General features: G+C 47.3%; 31 protein-coding genes. 26 read left to right on the top strand and 5 right to left on the bottom strand.

Translation table 11 applies throughout. The annotated features are described in order from the left end of the window. Positions 1 to 12 precede the first annotated feature (12 nt). A complete protein-coding gene (locus J2S00_RS02745; RefSeq protein ID WP_307335120.1) occupies positions 13 to 1,287 on the top strand; it encodes a Glu/Leu/Phe/Val family dehydrogenase in 1,275 nt (424 codons plus the stop codon). A 91-nt stretch (positions 1,288 to 1,378) separates the two neighbouring features. Here J2S00_RS02745 and J2S00_RS02740 read toward each other — a convergent pair whose 3' ends face one another. Continuing rightward, a complete protein-coding gene (locus tag J2S00_RS02740) occupies positions 1,379 to 2,356 on the bottom strand; it encodes an asparaginase (RefSeq protein ID WP_307335118.1) in 978 nt (325 codons plus the stop codon). A 154-nt stretch (positions 2,357 to 2,510) separates the two neighbouring features. Between J2S00_RS02740 and J2S00_RS02735 the strand changes: the two genes are divergently transcribed. The 20 genes from J2S00_RS02735 (at position 2,511) to J2S00_RS02640 (ending at position 17,874) form a co-directional block, all read left to right on the top strand. Further along, positions 2,511 to 2,678: a hypothetical protein gene (locus J2S00_RS02735; RefSeq protein WP_307335117.1), complete on the top strand. Its 168-nt coding sequence runs from the start codon at positions 2,511 to 2,513 to the stop codon at positions 2,676 to 2,678. A 126-nt stretch (positions 2,679 to 2,804) separates the two neighbouring features. Further along, positions 2,805 to 3,812 (top strand): spore cortex-lytic enzyme, encoded by a 1,008-nt coding sequence (gene sleB, locus J2S00_RS02730; RefSeq protein ID WP_307335115.1) that lies wholly within the window; start codon positions 2,805 to 2,807, stop codon positions 3,810 to 3,812. Between the two features lie 15 nt (positions 3,813 to 3,827). Beyond that, positions 3,828 to 5,183 carry a germination protein YpeB gene (gene ypeB / locus J2S00_RS02725; protein ID WP_307335113.1) on the top strand — a complete coding sequence of 452 codons (1,356 nt, stop codon included), beginning with the start codon at positions 3,828 to 3,830 and terminating at the stop codon, positions 5,181 to 5,183. Positions 5,184 to 5,265: 82 nt separating this feature from the next. Further along, on the top strand, positions 5,266 to 5,937 hold the full coding sequence (locus J2S00_RS02720; protein WP_307335111.1) for a flagellar brake protein: 672 nt from the start codon (positions 5,266 to 5,268) through the stop codon (positions 5,935 to 5,937). 98 nt (positions 5,938 to 6,035) lie between these two features. Next, positions 6,036 to 6,317 carry a DUF5359 family protein gene (locus J2S00_RS02715; protein WP_307335109.1) on the top strand — a complete coding sequence of 94 codons (282 nt, stop codon included), beginning with the start codon at positions 6,036 to 6,038 and terminating at the stop codon, positions 6,315 to 6,317. Positions 6,318 to 6,403: 86 nt separating this feature from the next. Then, positions 6,404 to 7,075, top strand: coding sequence for a (d)CMP kinase (gene cmk / locus J2S00_RS02710; RefSeq protein WP_307335107.1), 672 nt, complete (start codon positions 6,404 to 6,406; stop codon positions 7,073 to 7,075). A 5-nt stretch (positions 7,076 to 7,080) separates the two neighbouring features. Then, positions 7,081 to 7,713 (top strand): lysophospholipid acyltransferase family protein, encoded by a 633-nt coding sequence (locus J2S00_RS02705; protein WP_307335105.1) that lies wholly within the window; start codon positions 7,081 to 7,083, stop codon positions 7,711 to 7,713. A 42-nt stretch (positions 7,714 to 7,755) separates the two neighbouring features. After that, complete coding sequence (gene rpsA, locus J2S00_RS02700) at positions 7,756 to 8,901, top strand: 30S ribosomal protein S1 (RefSeq protein WP_307335103.1); 1,146 nt, start codon at positions 7,756 to 7,758, stop codon at positions 8,899 to 8,901. Positions 8,902 to 9,017: 116 nt separating this feature from the next. Further along, positions 9,018 to 9,665 (top strand): YphA family membrane protein, encoded by a 648-nt coding sequence (locus J2S00_RS02695; RefSeq protein WP_307335101.1) that lies wholly within the window; start codon positions 9,018 to 9,020, stop codon positions 9,663 to 9,665. A gap of 3 nt (positions 9,666 to 9,668) precedes the next feature. Next, entirely contained in the window at positions 9,669 to 10,562 is an 894-nt protein-coding gene (locus tag J2S00_RS02690) for a YIEGIA family protein (RefSeq protein ID WP_307335099.1), read from the top strand. Between the two features lie 2 nt (positions 10,563 to 10,564). Further along, positions 10,565 to 10,756, top strand: coding sequence for a capping complex subunit for YIEGIA (locus J2S00_RS02685; protein WP_307335097.1), 192 nt, complete (start codon positions 10,565 to 10,567; stop codon positions 10,754 to 10,756). Continuing rightward, on the top strand, positions 10,753 to 11,037 hold the full coding sequence (locus J2S00_RS02680; protein WP_307335096.1) for a hypothetical protein: 285 nt from the start codon (positions 10,753 to 10,755) through the stop codon (positions 11,035 to 11,037). The genes J2S00_RS02685 and J2S00_RS02680 overlap by 4 nt, the downstream gene beginning before the upstream one ends. Positions 11,038 to 11,061: 24 nt before the next feature. Continuing rightward, positions 11,062 to 11,532, top strand: a complete 471-nt coding sequence (locus J2S00_RS02675) for a DUF3189 family protein (protein WP_307335094.1) — start codon at positions 11,062 to 11,064, stop codon at positions 11,530 to 11,532. Positions 11,533 to 11,628: 96 nt separating this feature from the next. Continuing rightward, positions 11,629 to 12,939 (top strand): ribosome biogenesis GTPase Der, encoded by a 1,311-nt coding sequence (gene der / locus J2S00_RS02670; RefSeq protein WP_307335092.1) that lies wholly within the window; start codon positions 11,629 to 11,631, stop codon positions 12,937 to 12,939. A gap of 20 nt (positions 12,940 to 12,959) precedes the next feature. After that, entirely contained in the window at positions 12,960 to 13,580 is a 621-nt protein-coding gene (gene plsY / locus J2S00_RS02665) for a glycerol-3-phosphate 1-O-acyltransferase PlsY (RefSeq protein ID WP_307335090.1), read from the top strand. After that, complete coding sequence (locus J2S00_RS02660) at positions 13,577 to 14,623, top strand: NAD(P)H-dependent glycerol-3-phosphate dehydrogenase (protein ID WP_307335088.1); 1,047 nt, start codon at positions 13,577 to 13,579, stop codon at positions 14,621 to 14,623. The genes plsY and J2S00_RS02660 overlap by 4 nt, the downstream gene beginning before the upstream one ends. Positions 14,624 to 14,686: 63 nt before the next feature. Further along, entirely contained in the window at positions 14,687 to 14,965 is a 279-nt protein-coding gene (locus J2S00_RS02655) for a stage VI sporulation protein F (RefSeq protein WP_307335086.1), read from the top strand. 295 nt (positions 14,966 to 15,260) lie between these two features. Continuing rightward, positions 15,261 to 16,286: a spore photoproduct lyase gene (splB, locus tag J2S00_RS02650; protein ID WP_307335230.1), complete on the top strand. Its 1,026-nt coding sequence runs from the start codon at positions 15,261 to 15,263 to the stop codon at positions 16,284 to 16,286. A 94-nt stretch (positions 16,287 to 16,380) separates the two neighbouring features. Next, entirely contained in the window at positions 16,381 to 16,827 is a 447-nt protein-coding gene (mntR, locus tag J2S00_RS02645) for a transcriptional regulator MntR (protein ID WP_307335084.1), read from the top strand. A 99-nt stretch (positions 16,828 to 16,926) separates the two neighbouring features. Then, complete coding sequence (locus tag J2S00_RS02640; RefSeq protein WP_307335083.1) at positions 16,927 to 17,874, top strand: patatin-like phospholipase family protein; 948 nt, start codon at positions 16,927 to 16,929, stop codon at positions 17,872 to 17,874. A 44-nt stretch (positions 17,875 to 17,918) separates the two neighbouring features. On the opposite strand, the gene J2S00_RS02635 is transcribed toward J2S00_RS02640, so the two are convergent. From J2S00_RS02635 to J2S00_RS02625, 3 genes are all read right to left on the bottom strand, one after another. Continuing rightward, a complete protein-coding gene (locus J2S00_RS02635; RefSeq protein WP_307335082.1) occupies positions 17,919 to 18,296 on the bottom strand; it encodes an SA1362 family protein in 378 nt (125 codons plus the stop codon). 50 nt (positions 18,297 to 18,346) lie between these two features. Next, a complete protein-coding gene (locus tag J2S00_RS02630; RefSeq protein WP_307335228.1) occupies positions 18,347 to 19,249 on the bottom strand; it encodes a DUF1385 domain-containing protein in 903 nt (300 codons plus the stop codon). Between the two features lie 117 nt (positions 19,250 to 19,366). Next, positions 19,367 to 20,437 carry a S8 family peptidase gene (locus J2S00_RS02625; RefSeq protein ID WP_307335081.1) on the bottom strand — a complete coding sequence of 357 codons (1,071 nt, stop codon included), beginning with the start codon at positions 20,435 to 20,437 and terminating at the stop codon, positions 19,367 to 19,369. 152 nt (positions 20,438 to 20,589) lie between these two features. On the opposite strand from J2S00_RS02625, the gene J2S00_RS02620 reads away from it, so the two are divergent. The 5 genes from J2S00_RS02620 (at position 20,590) to J2S00_RS02600 (ending at position 23,689) form a co-directional block, all read left to right on the top strand. Continuing rightward, positions 20,590 to 21,069, top strand: a complete 480-nt coding sequence (locus J2S00_RS02620) for a YqhR family membrane protein (protein ID WP_307335079.1) — start codon at positions 20,590 to 20,592, stop codon at positions 21,067 to 21,069. Between the two features lie 148 nt (positions 21,070 to 21,217). Then, complete coding sequence (gene aroQ, locus J2S00_RS02615; protein WP_307335076.1) at positions 21,218 to 21,661, top strand: type II 3-dehydroquinate dehydratase; 444 nt, start codon at positions 21,218 to 21,220, stop codon at positions 21,659 to 21,661. A 4-nt stretch (positions 21,662 to 21,665) separates the two neighbouring features. Beyond that, positions 21,666 to 22,742, top strand: a complete 1,077-nt coding sequence (locus tag J2S00_RS02610; protein WP_307335074.1) for a M24 family metallopeptidase — start codon at positions 21,666 to 21,668, stop codon at positions 22,740 to 22,742. Positions 22,743 to 22,758: 16 nt separating this feature from the next. Beyond that, positions 22,759 to 23,316, top strand: a complete 558-nt coding sequence (efp, locus tag J2S00_RS02605) for an elongation factor P (protein WP_307335072.1) — start codon at positions 22,759 to 22,761, stop codon at positions 23,314 to 23,316. 100 nt (positions 23,317 to 23,416) lie between these two features. Continuing rightward, positions 23,417 to 23,689 (top strand): YqhV family protein, encoded by a 273-nt coding sequence (locus tag J2S00_RS02600; protein ID WP_307335071.1) that lies wholly within the window; start codon positions 23,417 to 23,419, stop codon positions 23,687 to 23,689. Here the strand turns inward: J2S00_RS02600 and J2S00_RS02595 are convergent. Continuing rightward, positions 23,626 to 24,495, bottom strand: a complete 870-nt coding sequence (locus tag J2S00_RS02595; RefSeq protein ID WP_307335069.1) for an alpha/beta fold hydrolase — start codon at positions 24,493 to 24,495, stop codon at positions 23,626 to 23,628. The two genes, J2S00_RS02600 and J2S00_RS02595, sit on opposite strands and share 64 nt — an antisense overlap. Positions 24,496 to 24,522: the final 27 nt, after the last annotated feature.

Below are 24,522 nucleotides of genomic sequence, written 5' to 3'. Positions count from 1 at the left end.
TGGGAGTAGTAAATGGGAGACAAAACTGAAGAATCCAAACACGCTGAAGAAAGTTTAAATGTGTTACATTCAACACAACTGGTCATTAAAGAAGCATTGGATAAGCTCGGTTACCCCGAGCAAGTTTATGAACTGATGAAAGAGCCAATCCGCATGCTGACCGTACGGATTCCGGTGCGGATGGATGACGGTTCTGTCAAGGTATTTACTGGTTACCGGGCTCAGCATAATGATGCCGTTGGTCCGACTAAAGGGGGCATTCGTTTTCACCCCGAGGTTACTGAGGATGAGGTGAAAGCGCTTTCTATATGGATGAGTTTGAAAGCCGGGATTGTTGACTTGCCATATGGAGGAGGAAAAGGCGGAATTGTGTGTGATCCCCGTAAAATGTCTTTCCGTGAACTGGAACGCTTAAGCCGGGGATATGTGAGGGCCATCAGTCAAATTGTGGGGCCAACCAAAGACATACCAGCGCCTGATGTGTTTACCAACTCGCAGATTATGGCTTGGATGATGGATGAATACTCCCGGATCAGAGAATTTGATTCTCCGGGCTTTATTACCGGGAAACCGCTTGTGCTGGGAGGCTCTCACGGCAGAGAGTCAGCCACAGCCAAAGGAGTGACCATCTGCATCCGGGAGGCGGCCAAGAAAAAAGGGATCCGCCTGGAAGATTCCCGTGTCGTAATCCAAGGGTTTGGAAACGCGGGAGGATTCCTGGCCAAATTTATGCATGATGCCGGGGCAAAGGTGATTGGTATTTCGGATGCTCATGGTGCCTTATACAATCCTGAAGGTTTGGATATTGATTATTTGCTGGACCGGCGGGACTCATTTGGTACAGTCACTAATTTGTTTAAAGATACGATTACCAATGAAGAATTGTTGGAACTGGAGTGTGACATTCTGGTTCCTGCAGCCATTGAAAATCAAATTACAGCCAAGAACGCCCATAACATCAAAGCCAAAATCGTGGTGGAAGCCGCTAATGGTCCGACTACACTTGAAGCGACAAAAATTCTGACAGAAAGAGATGTTTTGATCGTTCCAGATGTACTGGCCAGTGCTGGCGGAGTGACTGTTTCTTATTTCGAATGGGTACAAAACAATCAGGGCTATTATTGGTCTGAAGAAGAAGTGGAGCGACGTTTGGAAGAGATCATGGTCAAAGCGTTTGAAAATGTGTACCAGACCGCCCGTGTGCGAAAGGTGAACATGCGTCTGGCTGCCTACATGGTCGGGGTGCGCAAGCTGGCTGAGGCATCCCGCTTCAGGGGCTGGGTGTAGTTTGACAGAAGCAGAAATAAAAACAGGGTTGTTCCGACATGCCATGTTACGGGACAATCCTGTTTTTTTATCCGGCTCTATACCCTATTTCTTAACGGAGAAAGATGTCTTGCAGTTCCTCGCGGTCAGTGGTCAGCTCCAAAGCCACCATCAATTTGAGGCGGGCTTTGGGACCGTTTAAACCATTGGAAAAAATCACGCCCATCTCTTTGAGCTGTTTCCCCCCTCCTTTATAACCATATAAGCCCTCCACGATTCCGTTGAAACAGCGGGAGACCATAACCACAGGAATGCCTTTCCTGATTATCTTTTCAACAGCTGGCAGGACTGAGAGGGGCAAATTTCCCTGACCAAAAGCTTCGAAGACCAAGCCGTCTGCATCGGAATCCGCGATTTGTTCCACCCAGTCTGCTTCCATTCCGGCTACGGCCTTCAGCAAAATCACCTTTTTGGACAGCCTTTTTATCTCATAATGGTCACGCCTGATGGGAGTGTGATGAAAATAAATGCCATGTTTGGTGGTCATGCCGATGGGACCGTATTGGGGTGATTGGAACGTACTGATGTTGCTGGTATGGGTTTTGGTTACATTTTTAGCTGTGTGAATTTCATCATTAAATACCACCAGCACCCCTTTACCTTTAGCCTCCTCGCTGGCAGCCACGCGAACGGATTGCACCAGGTTAAGGGGGCCGTCGGCACTTAATTCGTTGCTGGAGCGCATGGCACCAGTGACAACCACAGGCTCATCTCTGTCAAGGAGCAAATCAAGCATATACGCTGTTTCTTCCAATGTGTCCGTGCCGTGGGTGACAACAACACCGTCCCAATGGTACTCAATCAGTTCGGCTTTTATTTTTTGAGCCAGTTCCAACATGAGTTGTGGTGTGATATGGGGAGAAGGCAGATTGAGATAGTTGTCCACTTGGATGTGGGCATATTGTTCTAAAATGTCGTGCACAGGGTTTAAGGGATTTTCTGACACCGGGACAACTGCCCCGCTGGATTCATCTTGCGACATGGCGATGGTTCCGCCAGTATGGATAACAAGAATCTTTTTCTTGGACATCTCTATTCCTCCGCTTGTTTGATCTCAACGTTATTATAGCACAATCCCTTTGCTTTACAGAGAATGGCTATTTCTTCCGTTTTAAACGGTCACCAGCCAGGGGAGACTATAATTAGCTCAGATGGGATAAACAACTGAGATCTGGGAGGCAGGAATGAGTAAAGACAAAGTGAGAGTGCGTATCACCTGTGAGGTGTGTGGAGAACAGTTTACCTTGCGGGGACGTAAAAATGTAGATGACCGTTACTACGGAACCGGTTTTAAACGCTGCCTTTGTGATAACGAGCGGCGCTTTTCGGTTCGGCCTGAACTGGATCCATAAACGCGACCAATGGAAGAGGAGGGAATCCAAGGTGATGGATTCTTTCCTCTTTTTTGCATAAATAAACTGGGAAAGTAGAAAAATACGATTACAACGTTAAATGACATGAGGGAGGTACATCATGGTATGCACAGACGAACGAGGCAATTGAAAGCTGGGACCTTATGTTTAGTGACCGCAGCTTTACTTATCAGCCTATTTATTCCCCATACACCAGCTTCTGCTTTTAGTCCCCAGGTGATTCAACGGGGGGCCACAGGAGATGACGTCATCGAGTTACAAGCGAGATTACAGTATATCGGTTACTATAAAGGACGTATTAACGGCGTATTTGGCTGGGAAACATACTGGGCTGTGCGTAATTTCCAGCATGATTTCGGCTTGGATATTGATGGACTTGTCGGCAATCAAATGAAAGAAAAATTGCTCGCTGTGACCGAATTTGACAAGGATTATGTGTATGGCAAATTGGCACAAGGTGAGAACCCCCGTCATTTCGGTCCAAAGGAAGGACCGGAGGGGTTGGCCCCTCCCGGCCAGCGGGATCCTGGCAATTTGGACAAAGTTAAATGGGTTCCCCCAGGCACTCATGGTAAGGAACCCCCCAGAGCAAAAGAGCCTGCCGAACAACCGAGACAACCTGAAGCTGAACGGGCCCCGCGCCCACCTGCTGAAACACCTGCTCAGCCAGCTCCACCTGAGGCGCCCCCGGCTGAAGGGCAAGTGGGGCAGCTGGAACAGGCGGTGAATATCCCCCAAGGGTTCAGTGAAAATGACATTAGATTAATGGCCAATGCCGTTTACGGTGAAGCCCGCGGGGAACCGTATGAAGGACAAGTGGCTGTGGCTGCCGTCATTTTGAACCGGGTGCGCAGTCCAGAATTTCCCAATACCGTATCTGGTGTGATTTTTGAGCCGCTGGCCTTTACGGCTGTAATGGATGGGCAAATCTGGCTGGAACCGAATGAAACGGCCAGAAGGGCTGTGATGGATGCCATTAATGGTTGGGATCCGACCGGTGGTGTTGTGTATTACTTTAACCCTGCTACGGCCAGAGCCCCGTGGATGTGGGAACGCTATGGAGAGCAGAGAGATCAGTCCATACAAATCGGGAAGCATATATTCTTAAAGTAGAAAGGAGTGGGCAGCGTGGTTGTTGCACGACTCATCAAAATCGCCTTCGTGCTGTTATTAACGGTAGCCCTGGCTGGGACAGCCTACTGGGGCTACCAGGAGCATCAGGATAAAAACTCCGTTTTGATTAAAGCAGAGAACAATTATCAGCGGGCGTTCCATGACTTAAATAACAACCTGTCTAATTTGGAAGATGAACTGGGCAAGGCTTTGGCGATGAACTCCAGAGATTTGCTGGCCCCGTGCATGGCCAACATTTGGCGTTTGGCCTATTCAGCCCAATCCAATCTTGGACAGTTGCCTTTAACATTGACCCCCTTTCATAAAACAGATCAATTTTTGGCCAAAATTGCTGATTTTACCTATGATATCGGCATGAGAGACCTGGCAGCTGAACCACTGACGGACAAGGAGTGGAAAAGGCTGAAAAACCTCCATGCCCAAGCTCATGAAGTACAAAAGGAACTGAGAAACCTGCAAAGCAAAGTCATCAGTCAAAATTTGCGCTGGATGGACGTGGAGTTGGCCGTTGCCTCTGAGAACACGGAGCTCTCCAAGGATATTTTGGATGGCATCGAAACGTTAAACAAACAGGTGGAAGGGTATATCGAAACAGAGTGGGGCGCGGAAGAGCCAAAGTATACTGAAATTCAATCCCAGAAGGGCAAACTCATTAAAGGACAGGAAATATCCAAAAATGAAGCGCTAAAAAAAGTTCAAGCTTTCTTAGGCCTAAAAGGGGATCTGGATGCCAAAGTAGAAGAAGCGGGGGGCCGGGAAGTTGAGACGTACAAGCTCCGTTTTGATCATCCGGAACGGGACAGTACGGTAACGGTCGATGTCTCCAAAAAAGGCGGACACATTCTGTGGTTCTTGGACAGCCGGGATATTGAACAAACTGAAATTGGGCTGTATGATGCCCAGCAAAAGGCACTGGATTTTCTGGAACAACGAGATATTACATCTATGGTGGCCGTTGAATCAGACCAATATGACAATGTGGGTATTTTTGATTTCGTCCGGGTAGAGGACGAGATTAGGATCTACCCGGATCTCATCCGGGTTAAAGTAGCCTTGGATAATGGAGATATTATCGGTTATGAAGCGCTGGGCTATGTGTTGAACCATCAGGCTGACTATCACATTTCGGAACCAAAGATTACGCTTGAAGAAGCCAAAAAAAATGTGAATGGCAATCTGAAGGTGATGGAGGAGCATCTCAGCGTGGTAGAACTGGACGCCGGTGAGTACCAGCTGTGTTATGAACTTTTGGGTACCATTGAAAATGAGACGTACCGGATATTTATCAATGCTGAAAACGGACGGGAAGAGAAAGTGGAAAAAATGAAGCGGGCGGAACCCATCGTCTAGAACTAACAACACAAGGATCTGCTACATTAGTAGCAGGTCCTTGTGCTTATTTTGGTATAATAAAGTGAGGGAGGGAGAAACATTGGCTTATCCGTACAAAGTGGGGGATATGTTATTTATGCAGCCCCGTTCAGAAGATGAACCCGAAACATATAAAGCCCGGATTGTTGATTTGAAAGAGCGGCATATCTGTATTGAGATCCCCATGCGCAAGGGAGGTGAAGGCCTGGGGTTCTTTCCTCAGGGAACAGAACTTGATGTATGGTTTACTGGCAGAGACCAGTTGCGGTATCAATTTGTCAGCCAAGTGGCAGGCCGCAAAATGGAGCGTATTCCCTTGACACTGCTTACTCACCCCAATCCTGAAACGATTGTACGCATACAGCAGCGCCAGTTTTTTCGGGTCCCCTGTCATGCCGATGTCCAGCTTTATGTACATGATGACCAGACACACCCCTTATCAGCCACAACAGTAGATTTAAGCGGTGGGGGAATGGCTTTTGTATTAGCTGGTGAACAACAGCTGCAAGTGGAGGATGAGGTCAAATGGGAGCTTTTTCTTCCGTCCATGAATGGTTCATCCGTTTCCGGCCGGGCTGTTGTAAAGCGGGTCATACCGCCGGAGGACAAAGGATTGCCATATAAATATTCACTGGCTTTTACTGAGATTGCTGAACAGGGAAGGCAGCAAATTATCCGTTATTGTTTTCAGCGCCAGCTGGAGCTGCGTAAAAAAGAACTGGATACACCCTAAAGGATCTTCTCACCCCGGAAGGTATGAAAACGGGAAAGTGGTCAAAACTAGAGCATAGTTAAAACGAGTATGATATTCATTGTAAAAGGTGGAAAAGCATGAAGGACTCACATTCTCAGTTAAATGACCGCTTTACATATACGTCGTACCCCTCCGATCCATTACGGCAACGTATCTATGGTTACTTTGTCCCTTTGGCCCAGCAAATGGAACGTTTGCTGCTGCTCATTATCATCTGTCTCATGATCAGCCTTGTCTTGGCCCAAGCTTTTATTCTGAGTAAAGAAGAACACCAGGAACTGGTTAATAAAGCGGTGCGCTATGAGGGGGTCTTTCGGGAAGATCAGATTGAGATAAGAGCAACATTGCAACGCCGTTAATGGTATGGTATGATTTTAGTGTTTAAAATGCTGGCAGGGTTCTCCTGCTTTTTGTTTTGGACAAAGAGGGGAAAGGATCGGACAACATGAAGATCGCGATAGATGGTCCAGCCGGAGCTGGAAAAAGCACAGTGGCCAAAAAAGTTGCTGATCAATTGGGCTATCTGTATGTGGATACCGGTGCCATGTACAGGGCCCTTACCTGGAAAGCGTTGCAGGCCAACGTGGATATCTCTTCAGGGGAGGCGCTTCTCCGCTTGCTAAACCAATGCAACCTTGAACTTAAGGTGGAATCGGGAACTCTGAAAGTGATGCTGAATAACCAGGATATTACTGCGGAGATCAGGACCCGTGACGTGACCAACCTTGTTTCTGAAGTAGCCAGCCACCAACAGGTGAGGGAAGCGATGGTACAGTTGCAGAAAGAGATGGCGGCCAAGGGAAACGTGGTGATGGATGGCCGGGATATTGGCACTCATGTTATTCCTGATGCGGAGGTTAAAATTTATCTCACTGCTTCCATAGAAGAGCGCGCCCGGCGCCGTTATGAAGAATTGTTGACCAAGGGACATAAAGCTTCCCTGAGAGAGATTAAACAAGAGATTCGTGACAGAGATAGGAAGGACAAAAACCGGGAAACAGCCCCCCTGAAAAAAGCTGCGGATGCCGTGACAGTAGACACCACTGGCCTTTCCATTGATGAGGTGGTCAACCGCATTCTGAAGATTGTTTATCAAAACAGCAAACAAGGAGTATAACCGTTATGATCTATTCGTTATGCCGTTTTATACTGCACTGCCTGTACCGTATTTTGTTTCGTTATGAAGCAGTAGGTCTTAAGCACATTCCCCGGCGTGGTGCAGTGCTATTATGTGCCAACCACATCAGTAACTGGGATCCCCCGCTGGTAGGCATTCCTCTTGAGCGAAGAGTGAACTTTATGGCCAAGCAGGAGTTGTTTAAAATCCCTCTTTTAGCCCAGCTGTTACGCTATCTGGGTGCTTTTCCCGTCAAGAGGGGTGCATCGGATAAAAGGGCGATCCGCACGGCACTTTCCCGTTTGCAGGAAGAAAAAGTTGTCGTCATTTTTCCCGAAGGGACCAGGTCCAAAACCGGACAGCTTGGGAAAGCGTTTACTGGGTCTGGTTTTTTGGCCTTAAAGGAGCCCTGTACCGTGATACCTGTGGCCATCATCGGCCCTTACCGGCTTTTCCGCAAAGTAAAGATTGTTTACGGGCCTCCTGTCAGCATTGATGACCTGCGCAGCGAAAAAGTAACGAAACAGGAGGCAACATTGGCCACAGAAAGAATTATGAACGGTATTCAGCGGCTTTTAGACCAGCACCAGCCCAAAACTTCTGATCATAATGGCAGAAGTTTTGGAAATGGTGTATAGTTATAATGATGGAAGCTCGACAGTAGAAGGAGGATTTTAATTATGGTGGAAGAGATGCAAAACAACGTGGAGGTACAGCAGATTGAAGAAGGAGATCGCGTCAAGGGCACGGTAACAAAAGTAAAGGAAAAGCATGCGCTGATTGACTTCGGCTATAAAATAGATGCTATCTTGCCTATTGGTGAAATCTCCAACGTACATATCGACAAAGTGGGCGATGTACTTAAAGAAGGAGATGAAATCGAGGCTGTTATCATCAAACTGACTGAAGATGAAGTCGTTGTCTCCAAGCGGCGTGCAGTCAGTGAACAGGCCTGGACCGAGTTGGAAGAAAAATACCAGTCAGGAGAGGTATTTGAGGTTACCGTGGCTGAAGTTGTCAAAGGTGGGTTGGTCGTTGACGTCGGCTTGCGCGGTTTTATTCCCGCTTCCCAGGTGGAACGTCACTTTGTGGAGGATTTCAGTGATTATGTGGGCAAACTCTTGCGCGTCAAAGTGATTGAACTTGACCGTGACAAGAACAAAGTCATCTTGTCTCAGCGTGCCGTCCTGGAGGAAGAGGAAGCCAAGGCTAAAGAAGCCCGTTTACAACAGCTGGAAGTTGGAGAAGAATTGGAGGGGACCGTGTCTCGTTTAACATCATTTGGCGCATTTGTTGACATCGGTGGTGTGGATGGCTTGGTGCATATTTCCGAAATGGCCTGGCATCACGTGGAAACTCCGGAAGAAGTTGTGAAAGAGGGGGACACAGTTAAAGTTAAAGTTTTGAAAGTGGATCCGGAGAAGCAAAAGGTCAGCTTGAGCATCAAGGCGGCCCAACCCAGCCCGTGGCAAAAAGCGGCTGATGAAATTAAAGCCGGTGATACAGTCAAAGGTGTGGTCAAGCGCTTGGCGCCTTTTGGTGCCTTTGTGGAACTTTTGCCCGGAGTTGAAGGGCTGGTGCATATCTCCCAAATTGCCAACCGCCGTATTGGTTCTCCAGGTGAAGTACTGAAAGAAGGCCAGGAAGTTGAAGCCAAAGTTCTGGATGTCAACCCAGAAGAGGAACGCATCAGTTTAAGCATTAGAGAGCTGCAGGATGAAAGACGAAGTGAAGAAGTCCAAGCCTTCACAGCAAAACAAAATCAGTCTGCCGGTGTGACACTGGGCGACCTGATCGGAGACCAGCTGAAAAAACTGAAGCAATAAGGGATGAGTCAGTCTACCCATTGCTCTATTTAGGAGCAGTGGGTTTTTAAATGCTTAAAAATCCTCAAAATAAGCCATACTGAATACGAGGAGGTAGACAGGCGGAGGAACGTGAAATGAATGACGGATACTTTTATATGATTGTGATTTGGATCCTGCTTATATTGGCTGCCACACGCTGGCTTGATTTTTTGTGGGCCGCTCATCCCTGGAAATCTGTGATACATAAAGGTGTTATTATTCTGTTAGTTGCTCAGCTTGTAACCCAAGGATGGTATGTGTCTCTGCCGTCTGCCAGTCAATATGCCATGAATGTCAACATTTTGATGACTGCTCTCATTTGTGGCTACAGGCTGTGGCGGGATAAATCAGGATTTATGATGCAAATGGTGGCCGTCATCCTGTTTTTAGGGGTGTTATATGCGGTCAGCCATCAACTGTTCCTGTGGGATCCTGTATTAATGGTTCTGCCTCCCTTCTATTTGTTTCCTGTTTTTTTTTCCTTGTTATTATTACTGACCACCTTGCACTTGCCTCATCTGTGGTTGATGATGGCCAGTGGCATGATTTTGGGTGAATTGTTGCACAAATTGTTTCTCTTACAGTATGTGGACTACGCCCAAGTGGGTGATGCAGCTTTCAGAGATCAGCTGGCCATGGGACTGTGCCTGGTTACGGGTGTCGCCTTCAGTGTCAGGTATGGGATAAAAGGATATCGGTATTTGCACAAATTGATCCTTTCGCAGTGGAAAGAGGAGGGGTAAGCAGTGGAACAATATGCTGTACCTGTCATTTTAGGGGTCCTCTTTGGCTTTGGCGGACGGATGTTATTATTAAAAAATGATTACCGGCAATATCCTACTCAGCCTCACGGGATGATCATTCATCTCACTTTGGGCTTCATCGCCGCTGGTTTGGGGAGTATTGCCATCCCTGCGCTTTTGGAACAGGAGTATACTGCCATCACCTTTCTTGCTCTGGCTGCCCAGCAGTTTCGTGAAGTACGCAACATGGAGCGGGAAACATTAGCCAAGATGGATGAAATGGAACTCGTCTCAAGGGGGAAAACCTATATTGAAGGCATCGCCTTAACCTTCGAAGGACGCAATTATATGACGATTATCATTGCCTCCGCCACCACGTTGGCCACAACCCTGGTCGAGTGGTGGCTGGGTCTCATCGTTGGCGTCGTGGGAGTCGGTATTGCCCTGTGGTTTAAGAGCGGCAAGTTTCTGGACAGTATTGCCGACATTGAACCGGCTGAAGTGCGCCTGGAGGGGCCTGATGTATTTGTTAATGATATCCATATTATGAACGTGGGACTGGCGGACAGCCGGGAGTTGATTAAAAAGCAGGCGCTGGGTGTGATTTTAAAACCAAAATCGATAGACAGTATGGTGACCTTGGCCAATCTGGGGCAAAGACAAGCGGTTTTGCATGATTTGTCCGTCGGATTAGGGGTGTACCGGGATGATGATAAACCTTCACTGGTGCCGCTTAGCCGCAGAAATCTGGATGACGGGCGGGTGGCCATTTTTTTCATCCCCCAGATCAAGGATATGGACTGGGCCATTAGGGTGATCTCCCAGGTGCCGATTTTGGAGAATGCGGTGCACATCCCATCGGAATCTGAGGCCAGTTCCAAAGAAGGAGGCAGATAACCATGGGCAATACGATTGAGAAGCAGGTTTTGGCAGTTCTGACCACCAATCCTGAAAAAGTGACCGGTGGTGTCCCCATTTTTATTTTTCAAACGGAGGAGGAAGTTCAGCAAAAAATACGTATGTTTGAAAGCATCTTAGGCGGCATGGGGCATCAGATCGATCCAGAAGTATATGTGGTGGTCCGCCATTGATAAACAAGCCAGTTAAGAATAAGCTGTACCTGGGAACAGGGAACGGAGAAAAAGAGCTGAAGGCAGCCTGGCAGGAAGTTTATGGTGAAGCAATCAGGCCCCAGCAATTGGCTTCTTATCTGAAACTGCCGCATGGAACGCTGGTACCCATTGGCTTAAATAAGTCAAACCAGTTTGTCTATTGGGTGGCGGTCGGAGACGCTCAATCCATTTGTAAACAGGCTCTGGCTGATTTTTGGCCTTTAGTCGGGGATTCCATGGCCAATTGGATTGTGATTTGAAAACTGTGAAGGAGGAGGGCAGGGATGAATATTATTTATCACTGCTACGGGAGCGCTCATTCCTCCATTATCGCTGCGGCAATCCATTTGGGCCGGCTGCCTTCTGACCGGGTGCCAAGCAAGGAAGAGATACTGGCTTTACCTGATTTTGACCTCGCCAGGAATGATTCGCTGGGCCATATTTTTTTTAAGGGGCGGGACGAAATGGGGCATGCCGTCTACACAGCAGGAATGGGGAGCCATCACGAGACCGTGAAACGGCTGCTTGTGGAGATGATCCGGCTCAATGGTTACAACGAAGAATCTTTTAAGTTTGTTGAAGCCCTGTCCACCATCAATAACTTGGCCAAATTGGGCGGCGCCCTCTCCCGGCGTTATGGTTTGGTGATGATTGGCCGCCCCCTGGCTGCCATGGGCATCAGGCAGAGCTATCAGCAATTGGTGGAACTGGTGCATAAAACAAAAGAAGACGTGAAACTTAAAGAAAGCAGGTGAAAGGGACAGAAAGAGTTGATTGTCGTCTCAAATCGGCTTATGATAGAAAAGATGAATGCGTGAGCTTCATGGTTGTGGAAAGGTTGTGGTTTTGAGATGGCTAAACCGGTTGTCGCCATTGTTGGCCGGCCCAATGTGGGTAAATCAACGATTTTTAACCGTATTGTGGGAGAACGGGTGTCTATTGTGGAAGACACACCCGGTGTTACCAGGGACCGGCTGTACAGTTCTGCCGGATGGCTGAATCATGAGTTTAACATTATTGATACGGGCGGAATCGAACTTGATGATGAAGACCAGATATTGAGACAGGTGCGGGAACAGGCTGAGCTGGCCATTGATGAGGCCAATGTCATTATTTTTATGGTGGATGCCAAAACAGGCCTGACACCAGCTGATGAGGAGATCGCCCGCATTTTGTACAAAACAAAGAAGCCAGTCGTTGTGGCTGTCAACAAAGTGGACAATCCTAAACAAAGGGATGCCATTTATGATTTTTATGCCCTTGGGTTTGGTGAACCGGTACCGATTTCAGGTGCACATGGAACCGGGCTGGGCGACTTGCTGGATAAAGTGGCCGAATCGTTTCCTGAGCAAGAGGAGGAGGAGTATGACGATGATGTGATCCGCATTGCGGTCATCGGGCGGCCTAATGTGGGCAAATCATCTTTGGTCAACGCCCTTTTAGGGGAAGAACGGGTGATTGTCAGCGATGTGGCTGGAACCACCCGCGATGCCATCGACACCTTATTGGAACGGGATGGCCAATCGTTTGTCTTAATTGATACGGCGGGAATGCGCAAACGGGGCAAGGTGTATGAAAAGACCGAAAAGTACAGTGTGCTCAGAGCCATGAAAGCGATTGAGCGCTGTGATGTGGTCCTCATGGTGTTAAATGCGGAAGAAGGCATACGGGAACAGGACAAGCGGATTGCCGGCTATGCCCATGAAGCCGGTAGGGGCATGATTATTGTGGTCAATAAATGGGATGCGATCACCAAAGATGAACGTACCCATACCATGTTCACCCGTCAAATCCGGGATCATTTCCAGTTTATCGATTACGCCCCGATCCTTTTTGTCTCTGCCAAAACAAAGCAGCGGATGCATACCATTTTGCCCAAAGTGCAAGAGGTAGCCGAGCAGCATGCCTTGAGAATCCCGACCCATGTTTTAAATGATCTGTTGATGGATGCCGTTACCTTAAATCCGCCGCCCACTTATAAAGGCCGCCGTTTGAAAATTAAATATGGCACCCAGGTCAGTGTCAAGCCGCCCACATTTGTGTTGTTTGTTAACGATCCTGAACTGATGCATTTTTCCTATGAACGCTATTTAATTAATAAAATCCGGGAAGCGTTCCCTTACCAAGGGACACCGATCCGCATCTTCATTCGTCAAAAATAGGGGGAGCTAGGAGAGGAGATATGGATACGTTCATTTTGCCTTTATTTCTGGTTATCTTGAGTTATGGTTTAGGGTCCATCAGTTTCAGCTATATTGTCAGCCGTAAATTAGCCGGAATCGATATCCGGGAACATGGCTCCAAAAATGCAGGGGCCACTAATACACTGCGTGTTTTGGGAGTGGGGCCGGCCGTACTGGTATTACTGTTGGATGCCTTAAAGGGGAGTTTAGCTGTTCTCTTGGCATTGTGGCTCACTACTGACCCACTATGGCCCGTTCTGGCTGGTTTAGCGGCCATTATTGGTCACAATTGGCCCGCCTTTTTTGGTTTTAAGGGTGGTAAAGGCGTAGCGACCACCATTGGCGTCGTTGCTGTGTTAACCTTTGTGCCTGGTCTGTTGGCTGGTATTATTGCCATCTCAGCCATTGCTCTTTTTCGTTATGTATCTTTTGGCTCATTAATCTTTGTCACCCTGTTGCCCCTGATGATTTTTATCCTTGACCGTTTCACAGCACTTATCTATCCCACAGAATATATCTTGGGGGCTGGTGTGATTATGGTCTTGTCTTATATCAGGCACCGCTCCAATATTGTTCGTCTCATCCGCGGTCAAGAAAACAAGTTAGGGGGAAAAGCATGAGTAAAGTTGCCGTCATTGGAGCAGGAAGTTGGGGAACCGCACTGGCGATTGTTTTGGCCGATAACGGTTGTGAGGTGGCCATGTACGCCCGCCGACAGGAACTGGTGGATGAAATTAACCAGCAGCATACCAATACACGCTATTTGCCTGACATCACCCTGCCTGAGAATATTGTGGCCTACTCTTCATACAGCCAGGTGCTAAAGGGAGCTGAGTATGTTCTTATTGTGCTGCCTACAGCAGCCATCCGGCCGGCTCTGAGGGAAATGATCAAGGAGCTCAATCATCGTCCGCTGATAATCCATTCATCTAAAGGACTGGAACCTGATACACATAAGCGTGTGTCGGAAATGATCGCTGAAGAGGTTCCTGAGTCTAAGCGCAGAGGCCTTGTTGTTTTGTCAGGACCCAGCCATGCCGAGGAGGTGAGCCGGCGCTCCCCGACCACTGTGGTCGTCGCCGGCTCCGACCTCAAGCAGGCGGAAGAAGTCCAGGACCTGTTTATCAATCAGCATTTTCGTGTCTATACCAATACCGATATGTTAGGGGTTGAAATCGGAGGGGCTTTAAAAAATATTATAGCTTTGGGAGCCGGGTTGTCCGACGGTTTAGGTTACGGTGATAATGCCAAAGCCGCCTTGATGACCAGAGGGCTGACTGAAATTGCCCGCCTGGGTGTTCAAATGGGCGCCCATCCTTTGACCTTTGCCGGTTTGGCTGGCGTGGGTGATCTGATCGTCACTTGTACCAGCCGTCATTCCCGCAACTGGCGCTGTGGTTATGCGATTGGCCAGGGGAAACCGTTGGATGAGGTTTTAGCGTCCATGGGCATGGTGGTGGAAGGTGTTCGTACCACAAAGGCGGCCTACCAAATTTCCCAAGCCTGGCAAGTGGAGATGCCGATTACTGCAGAGCTGCACCATGTACTCTTTAAAGGAAAACCGCCCCGTCAGGCTGTGGACGATCTCATGGGACGTGGCCGGACTCATGAAATGGAATCCCGGTTTTTTGAGGATTTGAATCGTTATATTTCTGAAACATAAACCTCACCATGCCTACTCCCTTGACATAAGATATGATGAGACATTTGTGAGGGAGGGTATCTGGTGACAAAAGGAAAAGGCTCTGACAAGTTTTTTAATCAAGTGGAAAAGAAAACCAATGTATCAGAAAAAGAGTTAAAATCTTTAGCCAGCAAAGTCAGTCCGCAAGACCTTCAGGACGAGAGAAAAGTACGGGAACTGATTGCTCAAGTGGCCGCTTTAGCAGGAGTACCGGTATCAAAAGAGAAAGAAGATCAAATTGTCCATTTTCTGGTTAGAAATAACCCATCAATGGAAGAAATGCAAGCCATGATCAAAATGTTTATGGGGCCCAAAAAATAATTTCCTGGGTATCTATCGTGACAAGCATCGCCTGCCGGACATAGCATAGTACTACCTTAACTATGAAGGGCTCAAAATACAGGATAAGGTACAGTCAAACGAGAGTGCCCCCTGGGGCGAACTCTCGTTTTGCTATCATTTACCTCATCTTACGCTGATTGCAAGGTATAGCTCCTTTACTCCGTTGAACAATAAGGAAAAAAGTGAGATGAGGTTGAAATCCATGAGAACAGCACAGCGGCAGCAGGGAAATGTATCCAGGGAAGAGAGGCAATCCAGAGGAAGATCTCCCTCAATTCCCGCTTTTGAGCCCCAATTTGTATTTTTTGAGCCTCAGGCACTGGATTATCCTTTGGGACAACAGTTGTATCAACGCTTTCAAACAAAGGGAATACCTATTCAGATGACCACCTCCCACAACCAGGTCCGGGGTATACCAGGGGACACTCCTTTACAAGCTTACAAAAATGCGAAACGCACGCTTGTTGTCGGCGTACGCAAAACCTTAACCTTTGACACATCTAAACCCTCGGCTGAATATGCCATTCCTTTGGCCACAGGATGTATGGGGCACTGCCATTACTGTTATTTACAAACCACCATGGGCGCTAAACCTTATATTCGTGTCTATGTCAACGTAGATGAGATATTAAAACAAGCCGAGGCGTATATTAAGGAGCGGGAGCCTGAAATCACCCGGTTCGAAGCAGCATGCACATCTGATATTGTCGGCATTGACCATCTCACACACACTTTGTTTAAAACAATCGAGTTTATGGGCCGGCAGCGATACGGAAGGCTCAGATTTGTCACTAAATATCATCATGTGGATCATTTGTTAAAGGCGAATCATAACCAACATACCCGTTTCCGCTTCAGTATCAATGCTGACTATGTGATTAAGCATTTTGAACCGGGCACCTCTGCTTTGGCCGACCGAATTGAGGCGGCCAAAAAAGTGGCCCGGGCTGGATATCCCCTGGGATTTGTCATTGCTCCCATTATGCGCTATGAGGCGTGGCAGAACGGCTATGCTTCATTGTTACGCCGTCTATCCAGCGCTTTAGCGGATACAGACGTCCATGATCTGACCTTTGAATTGATCATGCACCGCTTTACCAAAGCAGCCAAACGGATCATTTTGGAACGATATCCCAAAACAAAACTGGACATGAAGGAAGAAGAGCGAAAATACAAATGGGGACGGTATGGCCGGGGAAAATATGTGTATCGTGATGAGCAAGCACAAGATTTGAACACCTTTATCCGGGAGCAGATTGATCAGTACTTTCCCCAGGCCAAAATTGAGTATTTTACATGATAGGGCTTGTTTTTCAACAGGATTAAGTGTATTATCAGTAATGCAACATGAGGATTAGAAGTGTTCTGTGTAAATTGTGAGGGGGGAACGAAAGGTGCCAACACCAAGCATGGAAGATTACTTGGAGCAAATCTATTCTTTAATTGAAGAGAAAGGATACGCCCGGGTTTCTGATATTGCCGAAGCTTTAAAAGTTCACCCCTCGTCAGTGACAAAAATGGTCCAGAAGTTGGATCAAAACAAATATCTCGTTTATGAAAAATACAGAGGACTCATCTTGACACCAAAAGGCAAAAAGATCGGCAAACGGCTGGTGGACCGGCACACATTGCTGGAAGAATTTTTGCAAATGATTGGTGTGCCTGAAGAAAATATTTATAAAGACGTGGAAGGCATTGAACATCATCTCAGCAGGGATTCCATCATGTGTATTGAATACCTGGTTCAATACTTTCAGGAAGATCCTAAACGCCTGGAAGACCTGTTAATGCTTAAGCAAAAGGATGAACAGGAGAATGAAGAGAAAGCATCAGATGTCTGAGACATGTGATGCTTTTTTGATGGTGGCACTAATGTCATCATGTTAGCTATAATCATCATATAATGGTAAATGGGGCGGTGAGTGATAGGAGGTGGCCACTTGCTCAAATGTGATGCAGTGTTTGAAGGTGGCGGGGTGAAAGGGATTGCCTTTATTGGAGCCATTCGGGAAACGGAAGAAAGAGGCTACCAGTTTCAACGTGTAGCCGGAACATCGGCCGGATCCATTATGGCTGCCCTGCTTGCAGCAGGTTATAATGGAAAAGAAATAGAAGCCCTGCTAGATGAGTTGTCATTTCCTGCATTTTTACAATCGGGTTGGATTGGACATCTGCCGGGGGTCGGGAAGGGCCTGAATATTTTGTTCCGCAATGGAATGTACAATACAGCCGGTCTTGAGGAATGGATGACAGACAAGTTAAACAAGAAAGGGATTTGTTGTTTTGGGGATGTACCTGAGGGAAAATTGAAAATTATTGCTTCTGACATTACCAATGGCCGGATCATGATTATTCCGGATGATCTTCCTTTATATGGTCTCGACCCTGCTGTATTTACGATTGCTAGAGCGGTTAGAATGAGCTGCTCTATTCCTTATTTTTTTCAGCCTGTGATTTTAAAACAGCATAAGAAAAAAGTCTATATTGTTGATGGAGGACTGTTAAGCAACTATCCCGTGTGGATCTTTGATTCGGAACAGGGCCCCCGCTGGCCAACATTTGGCTACCGTTTGAGAGGGATTGACACGTATCAGCCAATGGATATTTCAGGTCCGTTCAGCATGTTCAAAGCAATCGTCACGACCATGTTGGAAGCCCATGACCGCCGTCATATTGAAGAGCGGGATGCTGTGCGTACCATCTTTATTCAAGTTGAAAACATTAAAGCCACAGATTTTTACCTGATTCCGGAAGAAAAACAAAAACTCGTCCGTTTGGGACGAGAGGAAGCGCGGCGCTTTTTTGATCAGTGGAGTTTTACAACCTATATCTATCGCTACCGGCGGGGCCAGGTGTCCATTAGATGCCAAGGCAAAAAGGAGAGTTAACCCATAACAGCGAGGCAGGTTTGCCGCCGGCGGGCCAGAAAGACCTATGAGGAAAAGGGTCTTTTCTTTTTGTCTTTCTTACCTTCAATCACTTTAAATGGATAATTTTCTCGCTTTCGTTTCGCTTTTCTCTTCATGGTTCCCCCTTTGTTTGACATCAGAGTTGTTTTATGGTCTTGCTTGTTTAGGGCAAAAGGGCCAGACACGAGAGAACGGTGGTGATGTTTGGGCTTGGTTTGCCTGGAAACATAACGGTAGATGCCATAAAAAGCGAAAAGGACCAAGCCAAGGACTACAGCGCTTGAGGCCAGACCCAAGGGATCTGCAACTAGGCGGTAGATCAGTCCGAAGGCGGCCAAGCAGATTAAAAAGACGAAAAGTGGTTGTTTAAGTTGTCGAAATAGACGCCAGGTTTGACGCACCATCATCACCACCCGTTACTTATAGGTTAGTGTGTAAGAATAAGTTAAGTTTAAGACACGTGTTGTTTAACTTGTTCAGGGGACTTAGGGTTCAGGGCCTGCTCCCTGTCCAGCATCCGCTTAAAAGAGGCGATGGCCACTTCCACTTGATCATTGGTTGGATTTTTCGTTGTGAGCAACTGAACGGCTAACCCCGGATAACCCAAATATTTCAGAAACGGAATGGACCGGCATTTGTTGGTTAGTTGCAACACTTCATAAGCAACACCAATGACAACAGGGATAAGCGCCAAACGATACACAATCCGCTCCCACAGTGGTTCTGAGGGGACAAACAAATAAATAAAGACACCGATGATAACGGTAAACAGGATAAAGCTGCTTCCACAACGGTAATGAAGCCGTGAACAAGCCTGTACGTTATCAACTGTCAGAGGTTTGTTTTGTTCGAAACAGTTGATGACCTTATGTTCCGCCCCATGGTATTGAAACAGACGCTTTACCAGAGGTGTCAGGGAGATGATATAAATATAGCCCAAGAGCAGTAAGGTTTTAATGAAGCCCTCGATCAGGTTTTGCTCAATATGTCCCGGAAACCAGGTTCTGAACAGGGAGTGGGCCATAATAGCTGGTATAGCAGTGAAAATGATTTTGCTCAAAGCAAAGGAAAGCACGCCAATGAGAGCGACACCCAGAATCATGGTCAGTTTGGAGTCCTGTGCCCCAACAAGTTTGTCATCATCTTGGGGATCAACATCGTAACGCTCGCTGGAAAAGTTTAAGTGTTTGCTCCCATTGGCTGCTGCTTCAATCAAGGCTACATTTCCTCGGATAAAGGGAATTTTTTTTAAGGGTTTGATCCATTCTCTTTCAGTTCTTTCCACTTCCAAGAAATCTATACGGCCATCTTTACGGCGAATGGCGCTGACATATACTTTCCTTCCAGCAAACATGACGCCTTCTACAATCGCTTGTCCTCCGTATTGCGGTTTGTTTTTTGTGTTCACTGTGTCCATGCCACCTTTAAAATCACTGTTTAATACCATTTTACATGAAAGGAAGGGTGCTGGCTACTCCTTGACATGCTGGACCATCCGTTTGATGTTAATCAGACCATTCCCTTGCAGCAGAAAGGACGTGGGCAGGCGTTCGCATGTTGCAGAAAGGATGTGGCGAATCTCTGCTGTTGTCAGGTCCGGCTTTAAAGCCAGCATCAGGGCAATGGTGCCGGTGACATGGGCACAGGCCATTGATGTGCCTGAGAGGATGTTAAAGCGGCCATTACGCCAGGTGGAGCAGATCTCTTCCCCGGGGGCAACCACATCCAGATCTGTTCCGAATTGACTGAAATGAGATACTTGATCATCGTGGTTGATGGAACCGACGGCAATCACTTCCCGGTAGCGGGCCGGATATTTAAGACCGGGGCGCCCGCCATTGCCGCTGGCTGCTGTCATTAACATCCCCTTGTCAGCACAAGCTTGGATCGCCTCATATAGAGCGGGATGGTTCTGGTCCAAGCCGAAGCTCATATTGACCAGGCGTATATTTTCAGCGATACACCACTCCAAGGCAAGAATGATTCGCGATATTGTGGACGTACCTCCTTTGTTGAACGCCTTCACGTTAACCAGGGGCAAACGGGGAAAAACACCATGAAATCGTTTGGCATTCTTTTTGTTGCGCACCGGAGAGAAGCCGGCGATGATACCTGCCAGATGAGTGCCGTGACCGTGCCTGTCTTTTGCCCTTTTTTCATCGGAAAAGTTTACGACTTTCTTGGAAAGCCGCAAATAAGGATGAGCATCGATGCCTGTATCAATCACTGCCACTTTGGGGTGAGGATACCGTCTGGGAATACCGCTGAAGGTGGCGCCGATACGCAGTAAACCCCACAGACGGTCCGGAGTTTCTTGGTTTACCTTTGTTTCGGTGGTGTTAATCAGTGATACAGTGGCATCCTCATCGATTCGTACAATATGTTCTGCTCCCAATAACTCGAATAGATCCCCTTGTCCGGAAGCGGAGAGACAGAGGGCATTGATGTGCTTTAAAAGAAGGTAATCTTTTCCCTTATTATTCAGAACAGAGCAGCAGTGCCCTAAGCTGCCCTTTCTCAGTTTGACGATATAGCGGGGCATGGGTAAACTCCTTTCCTACTCATTCATCAGTTTCTGTCATCCTAGTGTATGAGCAGGACATAGGCAGGGTTCATCCCTTTTTGTTTTGTAAGGCAGGGGACAGCCGCATGTTACCTCCTGCTTAGTCCATACTAAGTACAGAGGTGATTGAAATGGAGAAAGAAGGCCGTCAAAAGTCGCAAGGATTTATTTATACCATCGGTTTTGCTGGAGGCGTGTTGGGGGCTTTTACAGCATATGTCAGTCACTTTTTTAACTTTATCCCATTTGGTCCAGCTGTCATCTGGCAGTTTTGGCCCTGGTACTACACTATCCCGTGGCTAAGAGGACCTTGGGGGCATATGACTGCAATCGTCCTCATCGGTCTGTTATCTATCCTGCCCGCTTGGCTGTATTATCTCTTGTTTAGCAACATGGAGACACCATGGGCAGGTATCTGGTTCGGGGTGGCGTTATGGATGATCATTTTTTTAGGCTTGCATCCTTTAATTCCAGGATTGAAATCTGTTCAGCAACTGGGCTGGCAAACCAATATCGTCTTGTTATGTATTTTTATTTTGTATGGGCTGTTTGTGGGCTACTCCATTTCCTACGAAGCAGGGCAGCACGACATGGATGATCAATCGGGGTAAGTCACTCCGACTTTAAATCGTCACGCCCCAGCCAACTATCCAAACGAAGACGATTGTGATAAAATACTGGGGGACACACCAGCCACTGGTTGCTGAAGGGACCGAGGACAATGAAGGAGAGAAGCTTGTGATGCAAAGGGGAGCAGAGATGAGTGCATTTTTGGTTTTAAATGGCCCTAATTTAAACCGCCTGGGAAAGAGAGAACCAACCATTTACGGGCGCAAAACACTTGATGATCTGGAACAGGAATTGAGAGCCTGGGGGACAGCCAACGGTGTACAGATTGATTGCTTCCAGTCTAATCATGAAGGGGAGCTGATTGACCGCATTCAGCAAGCAGATCAAACTTACCTAGGTATTGTTTTTAATCCAGGGGCTTTTACCCATTACAGTTATGCTTTACGGGATGCCATTGCCAGCATTGATTGTCCTGTAGTTGAGGTACATATTTCTAACATACATAAGCGGGAGCCTTTTAGGCATCAGTCCGTACTGGTCCCTGTTTGCTTGGGACAAATCAGCGGATTGGGTCTGGCTGGTTATCGTTTGGCACTGGAGGCTCTCCTAGAGTATGTGAAAAAGCAGGGGTGATTGGGTGCAGGAAAGAGTTCAAAAATTAAGAGCATTGTTGGCTAGAGAAGGGCTGGACGGCTTGCTGGTTACAAACTCCTTCAACAGACGGTATATCACCGGTTTTACAGGAACGGCCGGAGTGGCCCTCATTACCGGATCTGATGCGGTATTTATCACCGACTTCCGCTATGTTGACCAAGCCCGGGACCAAGCCCAAGGCTATACTATTGTTAAGCACAATGGACAACTGGAAGACACCATTGCTGCCGAAGTAAAAAAACGGAAGATCAAACGCCTGGGGTTTGAACAAGATCACTTGAGCTACAGACAGTACACGACCTTCAACAAGGTTCTAAAAGATGTTGGCTTCCAATTTATTCCTGTCTCCGGATTAGTCGAAGAGTTGCGCAGGGTTAAGGATGAACAGGAAATTGAACACATCAGGCAGGCAGTGGCTATTGTTGACCGCACCTATGCCCATATATTGAATGTGGTCCAACCGGGCATGACGGAAATTGAAGTGGCCCATGAGATTGAATTTTTTATGCGTAAACAAGGGGCCACCTCTTCTGCCTTTGACATCATTGTGGCCTCTGGTGTGCGTTCAGCCCTGCCTCATGGCGTAGCCAGCGGGAAAATAATTGAAAAGGGAGATTTTGTCACCCTTGATTTCGGGGCTTATTACCAGGGATATGTATCCGACATGACCCGCACTTTCGCCGTTGGCGAACCGGATCCCAAGCTGAAAGAGATTTACGCGATCTGTTTAGAAGCACAACTCAAAGGGGTTGAGTCGATTAAGGCGGGCATGACCGGTAAAGAAGCAGATGCTGTTTGCCGGGACTATATTTCCGCCAGAGGTTATGGTGACCATTTTGGTCATTCCACCGGACATGGCATTGGCTTGGAAGTTCATGAAGGTCCCACTCTTTCTGTGCACGGTGACCTTCCCTTGAAACCGGGTATGGTGGTCACCGTTGAACCGGGTATTTATCTGTCTGGTGTTGGCGGGGTGCGGATTGAAGATGATGTTCTGATTACGGAGCAGGGGAATGAGATTTTAACGCAGTCGCCAAAGGAATTAATCATTATCGAGTAGATGGGAGGAAAACAGCATGATTTCAACTTCAGATTTTCGCAACGGGTTAACCATTGAACTGGATGGTGAGGTATGGCAAATTATTGAATTCCAGCATGTTAAGCCAGGGAAAGGAGCTGCCTTCGTCCGTTCCAAATTAAAAAATCTGAGAAGCGGCGTGATTCAGGAGCACACCTTCCGCACAACTGAAAAAATTGCCAGAGCCCATGTGGAAACACGTAAAATGCAGTACCTGTACAACTCCGGGGATGAATTTACGTTTATGGATACGGAGACTTACGAACAAATCACACTCAGCCGCAAACAACTGGAGCATGAACTAAAGTTCCTGTTGGAAAACATGATTGTCAACGTCATCTTGTACAAAGGGGAGAGCTTGAGCGTGGAGCTGCCCAACACCGTTGAGTTAAAAGTGGTTGAAACGGAGCCGGGAATCAAAGGGGATACGGCTTCGGGCGGCACCAAGCCGGCCAAACTGGAAACCGGACTGGTTGTGCAAGTGCCTTTCTTTGTTAATGAAGGGGACACCCTGGTTATTGACACAAGGAAAGGGGAATATGTCTCTCGCGCCTAACATAGGTTTATCACTGAAAGTCAAGGAGCGTCATGCTCCTTTTTTTGATCGGCATAAAATGGACACCCCTTCTATACATATGAGAAGGAGGAGGGGTTTTATGATCTTTATTATTGATAAAGTGATCGTGGTCATGGCCAGTTTGCGTTTGGTTTCAGGCCTGATCGAAATGATAGCCGGATTTCTGATTCTAAAACTTAACTCTGTGGAAAAAGCAATGATGGTCAATGCCTTTTTGGCCATGATCGGCCCATTGTTTTTTATCACCAGCATGACCTTGGGGCTGGTCCATTTGGCCGGTAAAATGCCTTACTCCAAATTGGTGTTGATCGGAACGGGAGTGGGGTTGATTATCTTGGGCTTAAGGAAGTAGTTGTCGCGGTGTTCTAAAATAGTCTGGAAAAAGTCCAGCAAAACCTTGTTGTAGCTCTCTGTCTTTTTCGTCATTGTAGCATGATTCACTTCAGGAAAAAGGACTACCTCGGCAGCAGGGCAGAGGGTGAGGTAATCATGGCGATACTTCATCATATGCCGTTCGTTTCCTCCATACGTGACGAGTATGGGGGTTTTTATTTTTGGCAAGGCATCCCGGCAATCGAAAGCCAGAGCATCTTTGAGCAAGCCGATAGCCTCGTCCCTGTCCACCTTGCTGGCCTCTATTCTGAAGGCTGTGATTTGCGCCTCGTCTTTACCGTTGGACCGGGCCACAAGTCTGGACAATAGATGTGTGGCATTAAGAGAGGTCAAGCCTAACCCGGCTGTAAACTTGCCCCACAAATACAGATTGCTGATTTTGGGAAATGCTCCGCTGATCACCGTTCCCTTTACTCTTTCGGGATAGTGAGTAACAAATTGCTGGGCGATCAGGGTCCCGGTTGAATAGCCGACCAGGAAACATTCTTCGATTTCCAGCTTGTTTAATAATTGATACAGATCACGGGTATTCGCTTGTAAATGGTTGACAGGTGTCCTCTTCCCTTCAGAGGAATGGGTGGGGCTGCTTTTGCCATGGCCACGGGTGTCAATGGTGACTGTCTTAAATCCTCTGTGTTTAAAGAAATCAACCTGAGCACGCCAGTTCACATGGGAAAGTCCCATCCCGTGAATGAAAACCAGGGGGAAACCGTTGCCTTCCACTTCATAATACATGTGTCCGCTGTCTGTGGGCAAATATCCCATCCTTCTTCTCCTTTCAGTGGATTTTTC

The sequence above is a fragment of the Caldalkalibacillus uzonensis genome (genome assembly GCF_030814135.1).
Taxonomy (GTDB): domain Bacteria; phylum Bacillota; class Bacilli; order Caldalkalibacillales; family Caldalkalibacillaceae; genus Caldalkalibacillus; species Caldalkalibacillus uzonensis.
This window is presented reverse-complemented; position numbering and strand designations above follow the sequence as displayed.

Bases quoted from the DNA above. Each gene is read 5' to 3' on its own strand.
- J2S00_RS02735 (WP_307335117.1), top strand. From the start codon at position 2,511: ATGAGTAAAGACAAAGTGAGAGTGCGTATCACCTGTGAGGTGTGTGGA.
- aroQ (WP_307335076.1), top strand. From the start codon at position 21,218: ATGAGTGCATTTTTGGTTTTAAATGGCCCTAATTTAAACCGCCTGGGA.
- J2S00_RS02675 (WP_307335094.1), top strand. From the start codon at position 11,062: ATGAATATTATTTATCACTGCTACGGGAGCGCTCATTCCTCCATTATC.
- J2S00_RS02745 (WP_307335120.1), top strand. From the start codon at position 13: ATGGGAGACAAAACTGAAGAATCCAAACACGCTGAAGAAAGTTTAAAT.
- J2S00_RS02695 (WP_307335101.1), top strand. From the start codon at position 9,018: ATGAATGACGGATACTTTTATATGATTGTGATTTGGATCCTGCTTATA.
- J2S00_RS02685 (WP_307335097.1), top strand. From the start codon at position 10,565: ATGGGCAATACGATTGAGAAGCAGGTTTTGGCAGTTCTGACCACCAAT.
- plsY (WP_307335090.1), top strand. From the start codon at position 12,960: ATGGATACGTTCATTTTGCCTTTATTTCTGGTTATCTTGAGTTATGGT.
- cmk (WP_307335107.1), top strand. From the start codon at position 6,404: ATGAAGATCGCGATAGATGGTCCAGCCGGAGCTGGAAAAAGCACAGTG.
- J2S00_RS02660 (WP_307335088.1), top strand. From the start codon at position 13,577: ATGAGTAAAGTTGCCGTCATTGGAGCAGGAAGTTGGGGAACCGCACTG.
- J2S00_RS02595 (WP_307335069.1), bottom strand. From the start codon at position 24,495: ATGGGATATTTGCCCACAGACAGCGGACACATGTATTATGAAGTGGAA.
- der (WP_307335092.1), top strand. From the start codon at position 11,629: ATGGCTAAACCGGTTGTCGCCATTGTTGGCCGGCCCAATGTGGGTAAA.
- J2S00_RS02630 (WP_307335228.1), bottom strand. From the start codon at position 19,249: ATGTTTGCTGGAAGGAAAGTATATGTCAGCGCCATTCGCCGTAAAGAT.
- rpsA (WP_307335103.1), top strand. From the start codon at position 7,756: ATGGTGGAAGAGATGCAAAACAACGTGGAGGTACAGCAGATTGAAGAA.
- J2S00_RS02600 (WP_307335071.1), top strand. From the start codon at position 23,417: ATGATCTTTATTATTGATAAAGTGATCGTGGTCATGGCCAGTTTGCGT.
- J2S00_RS02715 (WP_307335109.1), top strand. From the start codon at position 6,036: ATGAAGGACTCACATTCTCAGTTAAATGACCGCTTTACATATACGTCG.
- efp (WP_307335072.1), top strand. From the start codon at position 22,759: ATGATTTCAACTTCAGATTTTCGCAACGGGTTAACCATTGAACTGGAT.
- J2S00_RS02620 (WP_307335079.1), top strand. From the start codon at position 20,590: ATGGAGAAAGAAGGCCGTCAAAAGTCGCAAGGATTTATTTATACCATC.
- J2S00_RS02625 (WP_307335081.1), bottom strand. From the start codon at position 20,437: ATGCCCCGCTATATCGTCAAACTGAGAAAGGGCAGCTTAGGGCACTGC.
- sleB (WP_307335115.1), top strand. From the start codon at position 2,805: ATGCACAGACGAACGAGGCAATTGAAAGCTGGGACCTTATGTTTAGTG.
- J2S00_RS02740 (WP_307335118.1), bottom strand. From the start codon at position 2,356: ATGTCCAAGAAAAAGATTCTTGTTATCCATACTGGCGGAACCATCGCC.
- J2S00_RS02705 (WP_307335105.1), top strand. From the start codon at position 7,081: ATGATCTATTCGTTATGCCGTTTTATACTGCACTGCCTGTACCGTATT.